The organism is Paracholeplasma brassicae (genome assembly GCF_000967915.1).
GTDB classification, from domain to species: Bacteria; Bacillota_I; Bacilli_A; order Acholeplasmatales; family UBA5453; genus Paracholeplasma; species Paracholeplasma brassicae.
On record NC_022549.1, the window covers coordinates 1,246,411 to 1,265,541 of the forward strand.

Below are 19,131 nucleotides of genomic sequence, written 5' to 3' on the forward strand. Positions count from 1 at the left end.
ACTTATTAGAATTTACGTTTATTTAGTTGTTTTGGATGTTCGTTCTAAGACTAGTTTATAACCATCCGCCCCATAAGAAAGGGATTTTGCGACTCTCGATATGGTTGCTGATGAAGCCAATGTTTCTTTTGAAATATTTTGATATGAGACACCTTCATTTAAGAGTTTTGCAACTAGTAAACGCTGACTCATGTCTTGTATCTCTTTAATTGTACATAAGTCCTCAAATAACTTGTAGCATTCCTCAACGCTCTTTAACGTCAAGATAGCCTCAAAAAGTTTATCGATTTCCTTAGTTGCAAATTTCGATTTGTAAGCCATATTATACACCCTCTTCTTCTATGATTATATCACGATTCGCTGATTCTTTCTCATCAATGAATGTTTGTGCTTTTTGAAACTCATTTGATAATTTAGAAGACGTAATGTCTAGTTTTTTTGCACTATCATGAAGTCTTGAAACTAATCTTACATGTTCATCCATTCGTGTTTTTAAGAAATCAAACTGCTTTGAAATACCATTAATCAGTTCTAATATCTCATTTTGGTTGTTCCTTAATTCATAATCCCTTAAGATAAATGTTAAGATTTGGATTAAAGATACAATTAGGTTCGGTGAGGCGATTACTATGTGTTTGTTTCTAGCGTCTTCGATCAAGTCGGGAAACTCTTTAAATAGATCAATAAAGACAGCTTCTGCTGGAATAAACATTATCGCGTAAGGCGCAGTATGGGATTCGATGACGTAGCGTTTGACTTCATTTATTCTAGCTTTCATATCATTTCTAAATCGTTTTTTTGCCTCTAATCTGTCTTGAACACTAAGCTGTTCATCAAAAAGAGTGACATAGTTAGTGTATGGGAATTTGGCATCGATCGGTAGTGGTAAGATGCCCTGGTTGGTTTTAATTTTAAATAAAAAGTCAACGACCAGTTTTTCATTTTTTTCACTTGGTGTAAGTCTAAACCGATCGACTAGACTAACTTGTGTTTCATAAAAAAGTGATTTAGTCTGAAATCCAAACAGATTTTCTAAAATACGATTCAAAACGTCTTCTCCAAAATTACCACGACTTTTTTGATTTGATAACAAATCGTTGAATCGATTAATTTCAGTTTTCAATTGCTCAATTTGTCTTGTTGAGGCTTCAATTGAAGCTGTTTTTTCAATAAACGATTGTATGGCTTCTTCGTTTTTTGTAAAGCCACTTTCTAATGTTTCTTTGACCTGAACTTTCAATTTATCGATTTGAAGTTCAATTTCTTTATGTGTCTTTAGTTGTTCATCGGTCTGCTGAATGCTTTTTTTTGTATTGACTTCATTTAACTCTCTAATCAGATTTTCTTTTAAGTTCATGATTTCTTTTGAGGTTTGTTCGATTAGTTCCTTGATGTTCTTCTCAGTTTGGTACTTGGTATCTAATGATTCTTTTGAAAAGGACTGTTCAACGGCATCAAGCTTGGACTTTGTTTCTGATAAAAAAGATGATAATCTTAGTTGTTGGTCAGACGTACTAGAAATCAATCGTTCATTTAGTGAAACTTTTAATGCTTGTATTTCTTTTGTTTGTTCGTTAAGCATCACTAAATAATCTTTAAATTGACTATTTTTCGTTTCATCTATGATTGATTTGATGTCTTGCTTACTAAATCCACTACGCTTACTTTTGATTATCAGATAGCCAATTAAACAAATAAAAACGATCAAAAGACCGATGGTAATTGATAATAATGTGTTAGTTGTTACTTGAAATAAAGTCACGTTAATCCCTCATTTGTATGTAATACCATTGTATCATAAATCGCTTTCAGTTCTAACGTAAAAACAATATTTGCATTCAATCCTTAATTAAGAAATTGTCAATTTTTAAAACAATCTATTATAATCTTTTTCCTTAATAGTTCTTGATCATTCTCGATATGATCCATCAAAATGTTCGTCTCATGCGTTATAAACTGCTAATCTAAGTGAATATTGCGATAAAAATAATTCATCCTTTACATGTATCTTGAATTATTTTGCTATAATAGAAACGGATGAAAGGATGATATGATGATTAATTTTAGAAACGACTATAACGACATCGCACATGAAGCGATTCTTGACCTTTTGTTAGAGGTTAAAGACCAAAGCAATATTGGTTATGGTGAGGATGTCATTACTGATAAAGCAAAACAACTATTACAAACCCACTTTGATCACAAAATTTATACGTCTTTTATGGTCGGAGGGACCATCACTAATAAGACAGTTATTTCACATTTATTAAAACCCTATGAAGCCGTTATATCTGCAAGCACCGGTCACATCGATGTTCATGAAACTGGGGCAATCGAACAAACGGGTCATAAAATAATAACCATCGATTCTGTAGATGGCAAGATTAATGCATCTGACGTAAAAAGAACTTTAGAACAATTTCAAGATTTTCACAGAGTCATTCCAAAGATGATCTATTTATCAAATGCCACAGAAACAGGCTTAATCTACAACAAGTCAGAACTAATTGAACTCTATGAGGTAGCAAAACAAAACGATCTGATATTGTTCATTGACGGGGCACGTCTTGGTGTGGCTCTAACCTCAAAAGAATCAGATCTTACACTAAATGAAATCAGTTTATACAGTGATATTTTCTACATTGGTGGGACAAAAAATGGGGCTATGCTTGGTGAGGCAATTATCACAAAACACGAGGCAATGCACAATAATTTAACTTATTCAATCAAACAAAATGGTGGACTTCTAGCCAAAGGATTTATATTAGGTATTCAATTTCAAGCACTTTTTACAAATAACTTGTTCTTTGAAATTGCATCCAAAGCCAATCAAAATGCAAACTTACTTGTTGAAGGTTTAAAACAGCTTAGAATTGATTTTAAACCGACACCAACGAATCAGCAATTTTTAAGACTAAAGAAATCGATTGTAGACAGCTTAAAGAAAAACTACCAGTTTGAAATTTGGGCAGATCACGATGCTGAACAAACTATTCGTCTAGTCACAACTTACAGGCGCAATGAAGTTGAGATTCAATCATTTTTAAGGGATTTATCTAAGTTAATTTAATCAATAAAGCGAGTACCGTTCTTAACAGGTACTCGCTTTTTATATTAGTCTTCTTCTTGAATTGTTTCTTTTTCTCTTAAATCCTTAATTAACACTTTTTCAATACGTTTACCAAAAAGTTCAATGACTTCAATTAGAAACTCCTTATTCTCGAAGGTTTCACCAGCTTTAGGCAAGTGCCCTAAACTTTCTACAATCCAACCTGACACTGTAAATACATCAACTTCTTTGTTATAATCGATGATTTCAAAGAATTTTTCGACGTTAGCATTACCAGATACAAGGTATTCATGATTGCCTAGGTCTTCGATTTCGTGCACAATCGTGTCATGTTCATCCCAAATCTCACCGACTAGTTCTTCTAAAATATCTTCCATAGTTACAATTCCAACAGTACCACCAAACTCGTCTAGTACGACGGCAATGTGCATTTTCTTTAATTGAAGCTCTTTTAATAAGGAGTCTATTTTTTTGTTTTTTGTTATAAATAACGCTGGTTTAATGTAGTTTTCTAGTGGTTCTTCTCGGTTATAAACGTAATTATAAAAGTCCTTATGGTGAATGATCCCTACCACATGGTCAACGGTGCCTTCATAAACAGGTAGTCTTGAATACCCCGTTTCTTTAAACACATCGGCTATCTTATCAAGTTCGAGATCAATTGAAATAAAACTCACATCGGTTCTAGGGGTTAAGATATCTGCCGCTTCTAACTCACGAAATTCAATTGCACTCCGAATTAATGTACTTTCAGCTTCATTGATTCCGCCGCCTTCTTTGGCTTCATCGACGATTGTTAACAGTTCCTCATCGGTAATGCTTCGGTCTTCTTCGTGTTTAAATATTTTCGAAAGCATCAACTTCCATTTTTTAAACAAATAGTTAAATGGTGTAAACACCACAATTAATACATTAATGACTGGGGCCGAAAACATCGCAAATTTCTCAGGTGATTCTTTTGCGATACTCTTTGGTGATACCTCAGAAAATACGAGCACTAGTAGTGTTATGACAACCGTCGATACGGTTGCGCCTACTTCTTGACCAAGTAAATTGACAAAAAGCAGCGTTGAAACAGAGGCCGCTAAAATATTGACGATGTTATTACCGATTAAAATCGTTGAGATTAATTCATCGTAACGTTCGGATAAATCAAGCACCAATCGTGCTTTCTTATTGCCTTTCTCAGCCAAATTCTTAACCCTAATTCGATTAAGCGAGGAAAAAGCCGTTTCGGTCGCTGAAAAATACGCCGATAAAATAATTGATACCACAATAATAATTAAGTATATACTGTCACTGTCCATATAAGATGAAATTCACTCCTGTTGTTTTTTATATTTGATTTTGTATGAATCATGAAACGATTATAACATAGGTTTTGATATTATTGTATCATTTCGTAAAAAAACCTAAAAAACATTGAAGTTTTTAGGTTTTAAATGGTTATTTTCCTAATTGCGAAACACTATATAATACAGAACTAACTGCACCTAAAATCGCACTGACTAAAGCAACACTTGAGACGATTGTCAGTTCTGCTTGTTTGTAGTTGATTTTTGAGGTTACGCCAAACACATCAACCTCACCGATGGTGTTTAAACCTAAATTCGCTAGTAAATATACCGAGGTAATGAATACAGCAGATAATATGATACCAGCAAACAATTTGATGGTTGCTGCACTTGATTGTTTAATGATAACAATACCTAAAAGAGAAAAAATCAACGGAAATATAAATGCGATGAAGTTTCTCATGCTAAAAATAATTCTACTACTAATAAACCCACCAATGCTGGCCACTTCACCACCAAAAACAGCCAATATGCCATCCATAATTGGTTCGTTATCACTCGTTTCTAAGACATTGAAAAACAGACTAGCGCATATGATTAACCCAAAGACTAGTGTAAACATTAAAACCACGTCTTGCATTTTTTTTGACATAAAATCACTCCTTCTAATCTAATTATATTAGATATTTGTGTTTTGTCAATTAAATCAACTTAAAATCCCGGTTCGCAAATAATTTCGATTGGTTCAAGATTGTTTGGATGTTTGAACCCTATCTTGTAAAAATGTAGGTACATTGGCCCCTCTTTATCTTTCGAATACAGTCGATCACCAACAACCGGATGGCCAATGTAAGCCATATGAACCCGTATTTGGTGTTTTCTTCCACCAATGATGTTGATTTCTACTCTTGATGTTTCACTTGATGTGATTACCTTATATAAAGAAGTTGCTTTCTTACCTGTGTGACTAACTCGTTCTTTGTTGTTGTGTCGATCAGATGCAATCGGATGATCAATCACACCATCTTTTGTATTAAACGGATGATGCACGAGTGCGACATAAATTTTACTGACTTCTTTTTCTTCAAATCGCTTGGACAGATAGCTAACAACGAGCGGATTTTTTCCAAACACAACCATACCTGTGGTTTCTTTATCGATACGGTGCACAGGAAGTAGTTCATAGAAATACCCCTGACTTTGACGATAAAACTCAACTTGATTGATTAATGCTTGATCATTATTATCGTCATAAATTAAGGTTTTATTTCCTTTATTTACAATCAAAACAGATTCATCTTCATAGACAATTTCAATTGGTTTTTGATAAGGTTTAATTCCATGACGCTTAAACGAAGAAAAATCCAATCCCAACCGATCGCCTTCTTTCAAATGAAAAAAACGAGTGGCTCGTTCTTTATTTAAAAACAGACCATTATTTAACTCTACTAAGTACTGGTTCTTTGCTGAAAAACCATAGTTTGTGAGTAGTTCTTTGATTGTTTTATCATGATAATCTTTTGATACCTTAAGTTCATAAACCGCTTTTGTCATCGATAAATACCTTTTCTTTCAAATTTTACTTGGAAATTTTAAATGTTTCGTATATAATAGATTTTGTTGGAGGTATAGCTCAGCGGGAGAGCACTTGCTTGACGTGCAAGGGGTCATGGGTTCAATCCCCTTTACCTCCACCATTTTATAGATAATAACACTCATCGAAATCGATGAGTGTCTTTTTTTAATACTGGCTATTAAATACGATATGAATGATAATCATCACCACGGCAAAGACACCAAAAATTCGGTGTAAGACATAGAAATCTTTTTTCTTAAGTTTTTTAAACAACATGCCCATAACGCCTGTACCTATCAAGGCTAAAAGCGCCAAAAGCCCCGTCACACGGAGTTCACCTAAGCTAATTGCGATTACCATGTGAACAACCGCAAAGAAACTAGCTGCCATACCAAAGTATTGATGGTTTTTAGAAATAAATTTTCTTGAATCTTCACTCAAGTACTTTTTAAACCCATTCAAGCTGGCGGCTAAGAATAGCACAATGATCAAAAAACCTAATGCACCTAATAATTTATCCATAGATTCACCTCTTTACTCCTATTATACATGAATTGTACCGATATGTTTCTATTTTTATAAGTGAATGTGGTATACTTATATGGTAAAAAAAGAGGGATTATAATGACATACGCAAAAGAATATATATATACCAAACCAAATGAACAACAAATCATCACACATGAAAAAGACAAAGGTATTAGTATAAATAAATACGTCGCATCAACCGGACTTACCTCAAGAAGAGGTGCAGAAGCCTACATTAAAGAAGGTCGTATTCGAATAAACGATCAGATTGCTACACTTGGTAATCGTGTTAATGAAGGCGATCAGGTCTTTTTTGATTTAAAACCAATCCACCCACTAGAAGAAAAAGTCTACATATTATTAAATAAACCAGAAGGAATTACCTGCTCAACCGATCCAAATATTGCCGATAACATCGCTTTATTTATGAATTATCGATTGCCGATTTTTCCGATTGGAAGACTTGATAAACAAACCACTGGTTTAATTCTTCTTACCAACGATGGCGACATCGTTAATAAACTTCTAAGAAAAGAATATGGCCATGAAAAAGAATACATAGTCACATTAAACAAGACTTATGACGATGCCTTCATTAAAGAGATGCAGGCAGGTGTTACGATTTATAATTTAGCGAAAAATGAATACGTGGTTACCGATCCTGCAACTCTTTATCCAGTCGCTGAAGATACCTTCAAAATCGTTTTGAAACAAGGCTTAAATCGTCAAATTAGACGTATGTGTCAAACCCTTGGCTATGACGTCATCTCACTAAAACGCATTCGTTTTATGCACCTGCACCTCAATGATTTACCCGTTGGTCAGTATCGTTATCTAACGTCAAATGAATTGATTGAACTACAAGAACAAATAAAAAATCAAAAATAAAAAGAAGAACCTACAAGCGCTTTACTTAGTAAAAACGTCCTTATAGGTTCTTTTATTTTATAATTTTAGTGTTTGATACCCCGCCGCTTTTAGGACACGGTTCATAATGGCATAGCCTATATCTTCTTTTGGTAGTTCAATAATGAAGATTTGTTCCATTTCTTTTTCATCCATCTCTCTTAGACTTGAAAAGAGATTACTTGCAATTAAATTCATTTCTTCAAGATTACCGAGTGGAAAAACATTCATAAAGGAAAACATTGTTTGATAATCAGTTGCACAAATTAGTGCTGTTTTTGAGTTTAAAGAAGTGAGCGATTCTAAATAGTTTTTTATATTTTCAATCTTACCACTTAATAGAACAACATTCCCTTTTGGTTTGTAGTGTGTGTATTTCATGCCAGGTGACATCACTTTTTCTGTATTACGCTCACCTGATTGATCGATGATTGGTTCATTAAGTACGTCTTCGATTGCTTTTTTAGTAATCGATCCTGGTCTTAATAAGACAAACACTTCCTTCGTTACATCTAGTACCGTTGATTCCAACCCAATGGTTGATTTTCCACCGTCAATGATGAAGTCTACTTTACCATAAAAATCTTCTTTGACATGCTTAAACATCGTTGACGAAGGTTTACCTGACAAATTCGCTGAAGGTGCCGCTAAAGGACAACCAACGATGTTTAATAGTTTTTGTGCAATTGGATTTGAAGGCAAACGAATCGCAACGGTTTCAAGTCCGCCTGTGGTTTGTTTAGGGACAATATCTTTTTTTTGAAAGATTAAAGTCAGTGGGCCTGGCCAAAAATGGGTCATTAATCGTTTGGCTTTTTCGCTAATTGATAAAGCGTATTTCGCCACTTCTTTTTCATCGTGAATATGAACAATCAGTGGGTTATCTTGTGGTCTTCCTTTTGCCTCATAGATTGCTTTTGCCGAACATTCATTTAAGGCGTTACCACCGATACCGTAGACGGTTTCGGTCGGAAATATTACGAGCTTATTTTGATTGATTGCTTGTTTAAGTTGATCTTGAATCTCGATTTTGTCGAGATCTTCAATGCTTAGTAGTTTGGTTTTGATCATCATTGTCACTTCTTTTCTTTTATTATTATATCATACGTGTTAATTGCCAAAGAAAAAGATCAAGCAATAAGCCTAATCTCATAAGGATTTAAACGTCACACGATTTCTGCCTTGGTCCTTTGATTCGTATAAGAGCTTATCAGCTTGGGCAAGAACCCCATTTGCACAAGCGTCTTTTGATGCTTTTCGGTAAACTGCGCCAATCGATAGCGTGATCTTAAAGGTTCGATTTTCAAAGCTAAACACCTGAGACTCAATGGTTTGTCTGATTTCTTCTGCACGATTTAATACAGATTCCTCTTGTTCTGTTTTAAAGACATGAACAAACTCCTCACCACCATAACGCGCAAGTGCATCCTCAGGTTTGATGTGATTTAATAAAATACTGGCGATTTCTTTTAAGACGTAATCTCCGCCAATGTGGCCATACGTGTCATTAATTGTCTTAAAGTGATCAATATCCATCATCAGAATACCAAGCCCGAATGAACAGTCGTCTTGTACGTTATCGTAATACTTAACAAACGCATTTCGATTTGGCAAGCCCGTTAGAAAATCAGTCATTGCCATTTGTAAAATGTCTTGTTGGTATTCTTTGGCAATGTTTAGATAATAATTCGCGCTATTGGCAACGCCAACGACATTCGCGATGATATTGATTGTATGTAAAAACATTAAAAACCCAAAGGACTGATCATAGATTGGCTGAAATTGAAAAGAGACCGCGTGTAAAATCATGAACGACCCTACTTCAAGAAGAATTCCAACTAATTTTTTTCTGCCTGTCCAGTTAGAAAAAACAATCAGCCCAGACAGATTAAAATAATAATAGTAAAAACCCGCGGTCCTTCCATAAGCTAATACCGAGACGATGATACTAAAATTCATCGCGAGTATAAACACAAGTGAGGCGTACCCATAAGACTTCTTTTTATTCAAATAAAGAGAAACGCCCGTTGAAATCATACAAATCAAATAGACCATGCTCATTTCAAATGACACCGTAACATAGAAAAATGGAATTAAGAATACGTAGGATAAAAACGCGGACAAATAGACTAAGTTTGATTGATCGTAATACTGTCTAGTTGAAAAGTCCTTTTTTAAGATGGGTTTATACATATGATCACCTCGATCGAACGATTTAATCTTATTTAATCATAATTATTCCAAAATTGCTAATAACATCATCCATTGACTAACTATTTGGGTCTAATTCTTTGGATATTTTGATTTGAGAGCGATAAATGTTCGCATAAACGCCATTTTTCTCTAACAAAATTTGATGTGGGCCTTCTTCTACTTTTAAACCGGCTTGTAATACAACAATCTTATCGGCATTTTTGATGGTTGATAATCGGTGCGCAATGACGATCGTTGTTCTGCCTTTTTTGACCTTTTCGAGCGCGGTTTGAATCATTGTCTCCGTCTCTGTGTCAATGTTTGCGGTTGCCTCATCCATGACTAAGATCGCTGGGTCATGAATGACCGCCCTAGCAAATGAAATTAACTGTTTTTCACCCACAGATAAGTTACCACCACCGCGAGTAATCACTTGATTAATGCCTTCTTCGTATTTATCAAGGAGTTTTTTACCACCAATTTCATTAAGGACTTCGATCACTTTTTCATCACTAATGTCGTCATGCCCAAATCGGATGTTATCCCCCAGCGTACCTTTAAAAATGACTGGGTCTTGTAAGATAATACCCACGTGTTTTCGATAGGTGCGTTTATCCCATGTATCAATTGGCTTTTCATCCACATAAATTTGCCCCATGTCGTACGATTTCAAGTCATAAAAACGCATGAGAAGACTCATTAAGGATGTTTTTCCTGAACCGGTATGACCCACTAGTCCAACCATACTACCTGATGGAATATCTAAATTGATGCCTTTTAGGACTGGGTTACCTTCTTTATAAGAAAACCATAAGTTATCAAAACGAACGTCACCTTTAAATCGAGGAACAACTTCAAATCGATCACTTTCTTTTTCACCGTCGATGATCTTAAAAATACGTTCGGTTCGTACGATGGCGTGTTGAAGGTTTCCAATTTCTCTAAAGAGCGTACCGACCGGTTCAATTAGTCTTGTTAAATAATCGTTGTAAGCATAGATAATACCCGCAGAAACAACAAACCCTGGAATGGTTAAATACCCATTTCCAAAGTATAAGACAATCACTGCCGTCACAAGCGCCCCAAGTAGGCGTATCATGTTCCAGCCAATCGATAAGTGAAGTCGTTGTTCCTTAAGTTTTTCTTTTCGAAAATCATCGGATAAATCATTAAACTTCTTTTCGGTTTGTTTTTTATAGTTAAATATTTGTAAAATACTGATTCCATTAATAATTTCATTTAATTGTGCCGTTAACATGGAACTTTGTTCATTCACCTTAACCGCTATTTTGGTGAGCTTCTTAATGAAGTACTTTAACCAAAAATAGACAATAGGAAACACCAAAAAGGTGTATAAGGCAAGTCTAAAATCTAGGTAGAACATCCCAATATAGGCAAATATTACCGCTAAAGACGCATTGACTAATAAGTTCATGATGGTTGAAAATAAGTTCATCATGCCTCCGACATCCGAGATGATACGGTTGGCTACCTTCCCAGCGGGTTCTTCTTCAAAATACGTCATTGGCATGCGGTAAAGTGAGCTTACCGCATCTTTTCTCGCATCCCTGACGATATTAACGTTGATCATTGAGGTTGAAATTCGCTGTATGTAGGTAAATAATATGGATAAGAAAAATCTTGCGATTAATAGAATTAATAAGATACTTAGTGGTTTAACCACTGGTTCATAAAACGTTCTTACTTCTTTACTCGTTAATTGTTGCACCTCAAATGTTAAGGTTCTTCCATCTTGGGTCACAATGGTCATTTGATTGCCTTCTAATGATTTGTTTCCATTTTCTGCAAGTCCATCGGTAATGTAATACTTGCCCTCGTAAATCACAACAGAAATTGGTGCGCTGTCATTTTTTGTTTGAGTATAGTAACTGCCCTCGTAATACACGTTGGTTTTATCGGTCGTTTGGTACCATGGCTCTTCAATACTGACTAAATAATCGTCTAAAATTGTTTTGACAATGAGTGGGGCAACCAGTCCTAAGAACTGTACCACCAACATCGCAATTAACGTGATTGTTAATAACTTTTTATATTTAGAAATGTAACGCCATACTTTTTTCATTGTTTTCATACAATCACCTACTTCATTGTCATTTGCTGGATGTATTGATGTTTGTACCAGCCATCTTGTTTTAAGAGCTCTTCGTGAGTTCCTTTTTGTGTGATTTGTCCATTTTCTATGACTAGAATCACATCGGCATCTCTTACCGCACTAAACCGGTGAGCGACGATTATATTGGTCTTACCTTTTCTAAAGTCTATTAAATGCCCAATGATGGTGTCCTCTGTTTTCGCATCAACCGCTGATAATGAGTCATCTAAAATTAATATCTCAGGTTCTTTAATCAACGCTCTAGCAATGGATAAGCGTTGTTTTTGCCCACCAGAAAGTGTTGTGCCTGATTCACCAACCATGGTGTGAAGCCCTTGTTGTAAGAATAATAAATCTTTTTCAAAATCCGCTATTTTAATCGCCTTATTGATCATATCAACGTTGGCGTTTGGTTTACCAATTAAAATGTTCTCATCAACCCCACGTTTAAATAAGATATGGGTTTGAGGCACATAACCAACTAAGTTCCTGATGTCTTCAATCTTGTAAGAATCGATTCGTTGGTTGTCGATATAGATTTGTCCTTGAGTCACATTAAACTCTCTTAATAATTGTCGAATCAATGTGGATTTTCCACTACCTGTGGGTCCGACAATCCCAATGGTTTGTCCGTTATTTATCTCAAACGTTATGTCTTTAATTACCGGTTGTTTATCAAACGGATATAAAAAGGTAACATTTTCAAATCGAATTTGTTTAAAGTCAATGATGTCTTTTGACGTGAGGTCATCATGAACCTCAGGTACTTGAGTCATAATTTCATCATAACGATCGATCGAAATGGTTGCGTTATTGATTTGAGTAAAAATAGTCGATATGGCGATAATTGGCCCATAAAGCATACCAACATAAGAAACAAATGTAATTAATTGACCAAGTGACATTTTCGATTCTAAAATGAAATAGACACCAAATACAAATGCCAAGACATAAGCGATGCCATAAACCACTTCAAATAATGGGTTAAACCAACTTTCGTATCTAACGATGTAACGCCACGATTCAATGTCAGCATCAATTGCGTCTTTCAATTTGTCCAAATCATTTTCTTCTTGGACGTAGGCACGAATGGTTTTTTGACCTTCGACTGACTCTAACACTTTTTCGGTCATTTCTGCGTAGATTTCACGGTGAATTTTGACGTACTTTCTCTTTTTACTTCGAATGATGTTTAAGATAGTTAATCCAATTGGCATGATTGTCACTGAAATGATGGTGAGTTCCCAAGAAATCGAAAACCCCATTACTCCAATAGCAAACAAAATCACACCCACATTAAATATGATCCCTTCCATAATCGAACTTGCTGCTTGCGTGATTGAATCCAAATCCGCGGTGACTCTCGAGATTAAATCACCTTTATCGTAGAGTTCAAAAAACTTGGAATCCATTTCAAACAAATGACTCAAATATCGTTTTCTAAGTTGAAACGTTAACGTTTGAGCCGTCTTGTTCGATAAATAGTTATAAACAAAAGAAAGGGCGTACCTTGAAACTGGTAATAATACGAGCGCGCCAACAATCATTACAAGTGTGGATTCATTTAATTTCCCCGAAATTACGGTATCAATCGCAAACCCTAAGACATACGCTGGTGTTAGTGAAATAAAAGCGATTGAAAGTAGTAAAAACAACATAATGACGTAGGTCACACGGTGTTCTATGATAAACCATTTAATTTTTCTGATTATATTTGCCATAACGATACCTCTTTAAATATACTATATATTATTATACGCTCTATTCATCATATTTATCATTAATTTAGATGAAAATGATTTCAAAAAAATGAAAAGAAAAACCGAGAATTTTTCTCGGCTTGAAAAAGGTGTTTACCATAACGGATGAACACTGGGCTTTATGTATTTATCATAAATCGCTTTTACCTGATTCATTTGATCCATAGATAATGGCGCTAAGTTAATCGCCTCGATGTTTTGCTTGACTTGATAAGGCTTTGAAGCCCCTGGAATTACCGTAGAAACCGCATCAAACATTAGAATGTATTTTAAAGCATAAGGAATTAAATTATCTGTTTGAAACAAATCCTTGAGCGCTTCAACCGCTTTTAGCCCCAAATCGAAGTCAACGCCAGAAAATGTTTCGCCCTTATCAAACGATTGTCCATCTCGATTAAACGTACGATGGTCCTTTTCATTGAAGGTCGTCTTAGATGTATACTTACCTGTCAACAAACCACTCGCTAATGGGACACGCACAATAATGCCGACGTTTTTTTCTTTTGCCATTGGAAATAACTTCTCAAGTGGTTTTAAACGAAACATATTAAAGATAACCTCGATTGCCGAGACTCCTTCGTATTTCATTGCTTTTATGCCATCTTCGACTTTTTCGATTGAAACACCGTAATTTTTTATCAACCCTTCAACTTTAAATGAATCAAGGGCTTCAAATACTTTTGGTTCATCGTATAGATCACTTGGTGGACAGTGCAGTAAGACAAGATCTAATTGACTTACTTTTAATCTTTTAATTGAACCAAGAATAAACTCACGCATGTTTTCTTTTGTATATAAATCTTTGTCTTGTCTTTCTAATCGTCTTCCAAGTTTTGTAATCACAACTGGTTTTTCATCCATTGACTGAGTAAATTGACCAATTGCTTCTTCAGAAAGTCCACCTGAATAAACATCCGCTGTGTCAAAGCAATTCACTTCGTTTTTTGTTGCCTCAGTTAGTGTTTCTTTTGCAAGTTCGTGATTAAATGGCGTTCCCCAACCACCACCGAGTTGCCAAGTCCCTAAAGCAACCTCAGAGACCATAAAACCTGTTTTTCCTAATTGTCTTATCTTCATAGAATCACCTCTATTACTATTATACAACAATCTTTACTCAAACGATGATTCTCGTAGAAATTAACCCGATTTATAATTTGATTATTATGTATAAACATATATATAAACGCTAGTTTATTATGAAATATATCTACTATATTGTCTTTGTTAAGGCATCAAATCGATTTTTAATATATATATGTTATCTTAATAATGGTATTTTTTTGACAATTATACGATTAAATTATGAATGATTATGTTTTATGGTATGATTTTATAAAGGAGAGATTATAATGTCATTTACTAAAAACTTAAAAACATACTTTCTATTTCATCCAGTGAATACCATACTTATTGGATTGAATCTACTAATGTTAATCGTTACCTATCTTTTCGGTGGTTTTACAACAGCTGTACTTCTTAAATTAGGTGCCATATTCCCACCTTACATCATCGATAATCAAGAGTACCACCGTTTAATACTCGCAATGTTTTTGCACGGCAGCATCATCCATTTCTTGATGAACAACTTTGTTTTATATCAACTTGGTGCCTATTTAGAACGATTGATCGGTTCGATCAATTATCTAATCCTCTATTTGGTCTCAGGATTGATTTCCTCAATCGTCATTACTTATTTTGGAGAAGTCATGAGTATCACAATTGGCGCAAGTGGTGCTATCTATGGCGTCATGGCTGGTCTATTGATGTTGACGTTTATTCGAACGCATTGGTTCTCCGATCATCAAATCAGAAACATTAGACAACTGATGATATTAAACGTCATCTTTACATTCATTGTTCCTAATATTTCCATCTTAGGCCATTTAGGCGGACTGGTCGCTGGTTTGTTGTTGATTCTTCTACTTTCACCTAAAAGACCCGATTATCGAAACAAGTTAACCAAAGAAAAATACATCAATGTCCTAAATGAACAAAACCGATGAGCCTTCTTGCTCATCGGTTTATTTTTTTTACAATTGAATAAGATGCTAACCTAGAGGTCGTTAGTGCAATCGTGATATTAAATCCGCCAATCGGTCCTTGAAGATCAACGGTTTCACCAACAAAATACAACCCTTGATGCTTCCTTGATTCAAAAGTCGATGGATCTAACTCTTTTGTATCAATTCCACCCGCATTAACAAAGGCTTTTTCCTTATCCTCAACTCGATCGATTTCAACTTGAAAATCCGTAAGATAAGCAATAAGTTTGTTTAAATCTTTTTTTGAAATTTCTTTTAATTTCAAATTCGATAGATTTAAATCTTCCATGATTCGCTTGGAGACTTTTTTTGTTGTCACTTGTTCCAAAGTTTTTAATAGTAACTCATTCTTATCTACTGCCTCATTAAACTGGTTAATTACTTCTTCTTTTGAAAGTTCAGACAAAATAATCGATACCTTCAAACTACCCTCATGTGTTATATGTTCATGAAACAATTCAGAAGCATGTAATATTAAAGGTCCAGATAAACCAAAATGTGTGAATAATAGTCCGCCTTCAAATGTTTTTTTAGAACCGACGATTTTTAGCGTTGTGTTAAAGCTAACGCCTTGAAAGTCACCGTACTGTGAAACAACTTGTTTTGAATAAACATAGGTTTCAGCCGGTGAAAAAGGTATTGTTTTCATGTCTAGTTTTTTTGCGAAAGCTAATCCGTCCCCACTTGAACCGGTGGTAGGATACGCATTCGATCCAGTTGATATAATCACATTTTTCGACATGAAGGCGTCATTAGATGTTTTAATCAAATAATTGTCACCCATTCTTTCAATGGATTTTACGCCATGATTAAATTTGATTCTTTCTCGATTGATTTGATTTAAAAACACTTCAAGAACAGACGCACTTTTCATTGTTTTTGGAAAATATTTAAAATTTTCTTGAAGCACTAATTCAAGGCCTTGCTGCTTGAAATAATTAATGATTTCTTTAGGCCCAAACTCACTTAAAGCTTTATATAAAAATCGTTTGTGTTTAACGTTTAAGGCTTGAATAAATTGGTCATTTGACAGATTGTTCGTTACATTGCATTTTTTTCCGCCTGTCAACAGTATCTTTTTTCCTACTTTGTCATTTTTTTCTAGTAATAAGTAATTCAATTGATTTTCTTCAAACACAGAGGCACTCATTAATCCTGCTGGTCCTCCACCAATAATTATCACATCATAGATCATCTCATCACTTCCTAAGTTTCTATTATAGCACATTTCTATTTTTGGCATGTATGGCATACAAATATAAAACTGTGTTATAATATCTATATATGACTACTGAGGTGATATTGTGACCCCAAAAGAATTATGGCAAACATTTTTAGAAGCTCATCCCGTCCATAAGAAAGAGACGTATCGCATTTTTTCTTATGGGAATTTTCAGTCAAGAACGTTATTTGAACTAACACAATCAGGCTTAAAAACTGCACATTCGAGCTTATATTGTCTTTATGAATTAGAAGAGATTGATTTACCAGAGATTAACCAATGGACGATTTTATTAAACGAGGATGGCCAAGCATCATGTATATTAAAAACACATGGCGTCAAAATCTCACCATTTATTGATGTTAATTCGGCACACGCAAAAAACGAGTGCCTTGGTGATGCCACACTTACCTCTTGGCGTAAAATTCAAATGGCATTTTTTAAAGAACAACTTAGAAAATATCACTTGAGTTTCGATCACGATATGTTGATTGTGCTTGAGGAATTTGAGGTTTTCTACAAGGGATAACAAATTTGATTCAATCGTCCGATTTGGACGATTTTTTTTTATTTTTATAATGACATAATGTTAAAAATATGATAGTATTTTAATAAAGAAACATCAATAAAGGAGATCAAATTATGATTTATTTAGTATTATCCATTGGATTATTTGTTATTCTACTTTTTGTCCTAGGTATTACGGAAGAAAAGAAATGGCGATTAAACAAAAAAATGATTTTGTCGGTTTTCGCATTTTTACTCGTATTACCTGGCATGATTGTAAAAGTCGATGCCAACGAAACGGGCGTCTTATACGATCCATTTAACGGTGGTATTCAAAATAGAACGCTTGATGAAGGCATCCACTTTAAGTCATTATTTACTGAGGTAAAACACGTTTCAACAACGAATAGAACCGCCAACCTGTCGGTAGCTGGTCAAACATTCGATGCCATTTACGCGGTATTCGAAATCACACTTGTCTACTACGTTGATACGACAGATGCTGCAAATTTTTACAGACGTGCAGGCAACACAACGATATCTGCAGAACAACTAAACTCACTGACCAAAGAGATACTTCAATCGGTTACGACTCAGTTTGACATTTATGAAGTCTTAGGTAACAAGCTTGAAGAGGTTCGGTCTCAATTCGTAACCGTATTAAGTACGACGTTAAAAGAAAGATATAACGTCACAGTCGTTTCAGGCTCGTTTGATGACATTGATGCAGGATCAAGAATTGAAGAGATTATTCAAAACAAGGCAGAAGCGATTCAAATGATTGAAATCGCTGAGCAAGAAAAACAACGTGCTGAAGTTGAAGCTTTAACCGCCATCATTCGTGCAGAAAACGAAGCTGAAGTTGCGAAAATTCGTGCCGAAGGTAACGCAGAAGCTCAAATCATTTTAAACTCAGTTACCGTTAATGCCATCAAACAAATGTACGTCCTGCAATTTGAAGAATCACAAGACACCTCAACACCAGAAGTTTATGGATATTTGACAATTCAAGAAATTGCTGAAATTATCGTTAAGCAACTATACTACGATACTTGGGATGGTAAGTTACCAGAAGTCATTACAGATGGTACTGGTATTATCATTAACCCCTAGTTAATAAAAAAGGAGATTTAAAATGGCTTTTTTACAAGTTGAATTTGGCTCTGCAATCTTACAACAAAACATGCAATTATCGATTTTAATGCCACAAGACATCAAGCAAGATGAGGAACTTAAAGTCCTTTATCTTTTACACGGTTATAGCGGTTCATCCATGGATTGGATTAAGTTAACCGGGTTGGAGCGATACTTAAGAAACTACAGAGTGATGGTCGTGATGCCTTCAATGCATAACAGTTACTATTCAAATGCCGTTTATGGGTATGGTTACTTTGATTATTATACAAAAGAATTACCCACCTTCATTGAATCGACTTTCAGTGTCTCAAGAAAAAAAGAAAATCGCTACATAGCGGGTTTATCAATGGGTGGTTATGGTGCATTTAAGGCCGCACTTACTTACCCTGAACGTTACCATAAAGCAGCCAGTTTTTCTGGTGCAATGAACGTTGAAACCATGAGGAAATTAAATCAAACCGCACCTAGAAAAGGGGCATTTGATTCGATTTTCGGTTTTGAAACTTCAAAAGACACACCAAATGACTTACACTTTTTAGCATCTTCTTGTAAGACCACGCTTCCTGAACTCTATTTTTCATGCGGTAAACAAGATTTCTTATATCAAGATAATCTCGCGTTTAAAAAACACTTAGAAAACTTGGGGATTCCTTTTGTTTATGAAGAATCCGATGGTGATCATAATTGGGATTTTTGGGATACATACATTCAAAAAGCATTGAAATTCATGTTCGATAAGTAAAAAAGCCACTCGATTGTAAGAGAGTTTATCTCTTGTCAAT

18 protein-coding genes and 1 tRNA gene are annotated in these 19,131 nt (G+C 34.9%); 7 read left to right on the forward strand and 12 right to left on the reverse strand.

Annotated elements, in window-relative coordinates; genetic code table 11:
* Positions 1-18: 18 nt before the first annotated feature.
* Both BN853_RS05835 and rmuC read right to left on the reverse strand, forming a co-directional pair.
* Complete coding sequence (locus tag BN853_RS05835) at positions 19-321, reverse strand: YerC/YecD family TrpR-related protein (protein ID WP_030005030.1); 303 nt, start codon at positions 319-321, stop codon at positions 19-21.
* Position 322: 1 nt separating this feature from the next.
* Complete coding sequence (gene rmuC / locus BN853_RS05840; protein WP_030005031.1) at positions 323-1,762, reverse strand: DNA recombination protein RmuC; 1,440 nt, start codon at positions 1,760-1,762, stop codon at positions 323-325.
* A gap of 288 nt (positions 1,763-2,050) precedes the next feature.
* On the opposite strand from rmuC, the gene BN853_RS05845 reads away from it, so the two are divergent.
* Positions 2,051-3,070 carry a threonine aldolase family protein gene (locus BN853_RS05845; protein WP_030005032.1) on the forward strand — a complete coding sequence of 340 codons (1,020 nt, stop codon included), beginning with the start codon at positions 2,051-2,053 and terminating at the stop codon, positions 3,068-3,070.
* Positions 3,071-3,114: 44 nt separating this feature from the next.
* Here BN853_RS05845 and BN853_RS05850 read toward each other — a convergent pair whose 3' ends face one another.
* The 3 genes from BN853_RS05850 to BN853_RS05860 form a co-directional block, all read right to left on the reverse strand.
* Positions 3,115-4,377, reverse strand: coding sequence for an HlyC/CorC family transporter (locus tag BN853_RS05850; protein WP_030005033.1), 1,263 nt, complete (start codon positions 4,375-4,377; stop codon positions 3,115-3,117).
* Between the two features lie 139 nt (positions 4,378-4,516).
* The gene (locus BN853_RS05855; protein ID WP_030005034.1) at positions 4,517-5,017 is read right to left on the reverse strand and encodes a hypothetical protein; all 501 of its coding nucleotides are present in this window, start codon (positions 5,015-5,017) and stop codon (positions 4,517-4,519) included.
* A gap of 59 nt (positions 5,018-5,076) precedes the next feature.
* Entirely contained in the window at positions 5,077-5,919 is an 843-nt protein-coding gene (locus BN853_RS05860) for an RluA family pseudouridine synthase (protein ID WP_030005035.1), read from the reverse strand.
* Positions 5,920-5,987: 68 nt separating this feature from the next.
* Between BN853_RS05860 and BN853_RS05865 the strand changes: the two genes are divergently transcribed.
* Positions 5,988-6,062: transfer RNA gene (locus tag BN853_RS05865), tRNA-Val, on the forward strand.
* A gap of 44 nt (positions 6,063-6,106) precedes the next feature.
* Here BN853_RS05865 and BN853_RS05870 read toward each other — a convergent pair.
* Positions 6,107-6,463, reverse strand: coding sequence for a hypothetical protein (locus tag BN853_RS05870; RefSeq protein ID WP_030005036.1), 357 nt, complete (start codon positions 6,461-6,463; stop codon positions 6,107-6,109).
* A gap of 102 nt (positions 6,464-6,565) precedes the next feature.
* Here BN853_RS05870 and BN853_RS05875 point away from each other — a divergent pair, with 102 nt between their 5' ends.
* Entirely contained in the window at positions 6,566-7,357 is a 792-nt protein-coding gene (locus BN853_RS05875) for a pseudouridine synthase (RefSeq protein ID WP_030005037.1), read from the forward strand.
* A 57-nt stretch (positions 7,358-7,414) separates the two neighbouring features.
* On the opposite strand, the gene BN853_RS05880 is transcribed toward BN853_RS05875, so the two are convergent.
* From BN853_RS05880 to BN853_RS05900, 5 genes are all read right to left on the reverse strand, one after another.
* Positions 7,415-8,446: an L-threonylcarbamoyladenylate synthase gene (locus BN853_RS05880; protein WP_030005038.1), complete on the reverse strand. Its 1,032-nt coding sequence runs from the start codon at positions 8,444-8,446 to the stop codon at positions 7,415-7,417.
* Positions 8,447-8,524: 78 nt separating this feature from the next.
* Positions 8,525-9,568, reverse strand: a complete 1,044-nt coding sequence (locus tag BN853_RS05885) for a GGDEF domain-containing protein (RefSeq protein WP_030005039.1) — start codon at positions 9,566-9,568, stop codon at positions 8,525-8,527.
* Between the two features lie 76 nt (positions 9,569-9,644).
* Positions 9,645-11,660: an ABC transporter ATP-binding protein gene (locus BN853_RS05890; RefSeq protein WP_030005040.1), complete on the reverse strand. Its 2,016-nt coding sequence runs from the start codon at positions 11,658-11,660 to the stop codon at positions 9,645-9,647.
* Positions 11,661-11,668: 8 nt separating this feature from the next.
* Positions 11,669-13,402, reverse strand: coding sequence for an ABC transporter ATP-binding protein (locus tag BN853_RS05895; RefSeq protein ID WP_030005041.1), 1,734 nt, complete (start codon positions 13,400-13,402; stop codon positions 11,669-11,671).
* A gap of 132 nt (positions 13,403-13,534) precedes the next feature.
* A complete protein-coding gene (locus BN853_RS05900; RefSeq protein ID WP_030005042.1) occupies positions 13,535-14,518 on the reverse strand; it encodes an aldo/keto reductase in 984 nt (327 codons plus the stop codon).
* Positions 14,519-14,790: 272 nt separating this feature from the next.
* Here BN853_RS05900 and BN853_RS05905 point away from each other — a divergent pair, with 272 nt between their 5' ends.
* Positions 14,791-15,444 (forward strand): rhomboid family intramembrane serine protease, encoded by a 654-nt coding sequence (locus BN853_RS05905; protein WP_030005043.1) that lies wholly within the window; start codon positions 14,791-14,793, stop codon positions 15,442-15,444.
* A gap of 10 nt (positions 15,445-15,454) precedes the next feature.
* Here BN853_RS05905 and BN853_RS05910 read toward each other — a convergent pair whose 3' ends face one another.
* Positions 15,455-16,678: a BaiN/RdsA family NAD(P)/FAD-dependent oxidoreductase gene (locus tag BN853_RS05910; protein ID WP_030005044.1), complete on the reverse strand. Its 1,224-nt coding sequence runs from the start codon at positions 16,676-16,678 to the stop codon at positions 15,455-15,457.
* Positions 16,679-16,787: 109 nt separating this feature from the next.
* On the opposite strand from BN853_RS05910, the gene BN853_RS05915 reads away from it, so the two are divergent.
* The 3 genes from BN853_RS05915 to BN853_RS05925 all read left to right on the forward strand — a co-directional run bounded on the left by BN853_RS05915 (position 16,788) and on the right by BN853_RS05925 (position 19,091).
* Positions 16,788-17,234, forward strand: a complete 447-nt coding sequence (locus tag BN853_RS05915) for an ASCH domain-containing protein (RefSeq protein ID WP_030005045.1) — start codon at positions 16,788-16,790, stop codon at positions 17,232-17,234.
* A 113-nt stretch (positions 17,235-17,347) separates the two neighbouring features.
* Positions 17,348-18,325, forward strand: coding sequence for an SPFH domain-containing protein (locus BN853_RS05920; RefSeq protein ID WP_030005046.1), 978 nt, complete (start codon positions 17,348-17,350; stop codon positions 18,323-18,325).
* 22 nt (positions 18,326-18,347) lie between these two features.
* A complete protein-coding gene (locus BN853_RS05925; RefSeq protein WP_030005047.1) occupies positions 18,348-19,091 on the forward strand; it encodes an alpha/beta hydrolase in 744 nt (247 codons plus the stop codon).
* Positions 19,092-19,131 lie beyond the last annotated feature (40 nt).

Excerpts from the sequence above, each read along its gene's own strand:
- BN853_RS05835 (WP_030005030.1), bottom strand. The coding sequence starts at position 321 with ATGGCTTACAAATCGAAATTTGCAACTAAGGAAATCGATAAACTTTTT.
- BN853_RS05845 (WP_030005032.1), top strand. The coding sequence starts at position 2,051 with ATGATGATTAATTTTAGAAACGACTATAACGACATCGCACATGAAGCG.
- BN853_RS05850 (WP_030005033.1), bottom strand. The coding sequence starts at position 4,377 with ATGGACAGTGACAGTATATACTTAATTATTATTGTGGTATCAATTATT.
- BN853_RS05855 (WP_030005034.1), bottom strand. The coding sequence starts at position 5,017 with ATGTCAAAAAAAATGCAAGACGTGGTTTTAATGTTTACACTAGTCTTT.
- BN853_RS05860 (WP_030005035.1), bottom strand. The coding sequence starts at position 5,919 with ATGACAAAAGCGGTTTATGAACTTAAGGTATCAAAAGATTATCATGAT.
- BN853_RS05870 (WP_030005036.1), bottom strand. The coding sequence starts at position 6,463 with ATGGATAAATTATTAGGTGCATTAGGTTTTTTGATCATTGTGCTATTC.
- BN853_RS05875 (WP_030005037.1), top strand. The coding sequence starts at position 6,566 with ATGACATACGCAAAAGAATATATATATACCAAACCAAATGAACAACAA.
- BN853_RS05880 (WP_030005038.1), bottom strand. The coding sequence starts at position 8,446 with ATGATCAAAACCAAACTACTAAGCATTGAAGATCTCGACAAAATCGAG.
- BN853_RS05885 (WP_030005039.1), bottom strand. The coding sequence starts at position 9,568 with ATGTATAAACCCATCTTAAAAAAGGACTTTTCAACTAGACAGTATTAC.
- BN853_RS05890 (WP_030005040.1), bottom strand. The coding sequence starts at position 11,660 with ATGAAAACAATGAAAAAAGTATGGCGTTACATTTCTAAATATAAAAAG.
- BN853_RS05895 (WP_030005041.1), bottom strand. The coding sequence starts at position 13,402 with ATGGCAAATATAATCAGAAAAATTAAATGGTTTATCATAGAACACCGT.
- BN853_RS05900 (WP_030005042.1), bottom strand. The coding sequence starts at position 14,518 with ATGAAGATAAGACAATTAGGAAAAACAGGTTTTATGGTCTCTGAGGTT.
- BN853_RS05905 (WP_030005043.1), top strand. The coding sequence starts at position 14,791 with ATGTCATTTACTAAAAACTTAAAAACATACTTTCTATTTCATCCAGTG.
- BN853_RS05910 (WP_030005044.1), bottom strand. The coding sequence starts at position 16,678 with ATGATCTATGATGTGATAATTATTGGTGGAGGACCAGCAGGATTAATG.
- BN853_RS05920 (WP_030005046.1), top strand. The coding sequence starts at position 17,348 with ATGATTTATTTAGTATTATCCATTGGATTATTTGTTATTCTACTTTTT.
- BN853_RS05925 (WP_030005047.1), top strand. The coding sequence starts at position 18,348 with ATGGCTTTTTTACAAGTTGAATTTGGCTCTGCAATCTTACAACAAAAC.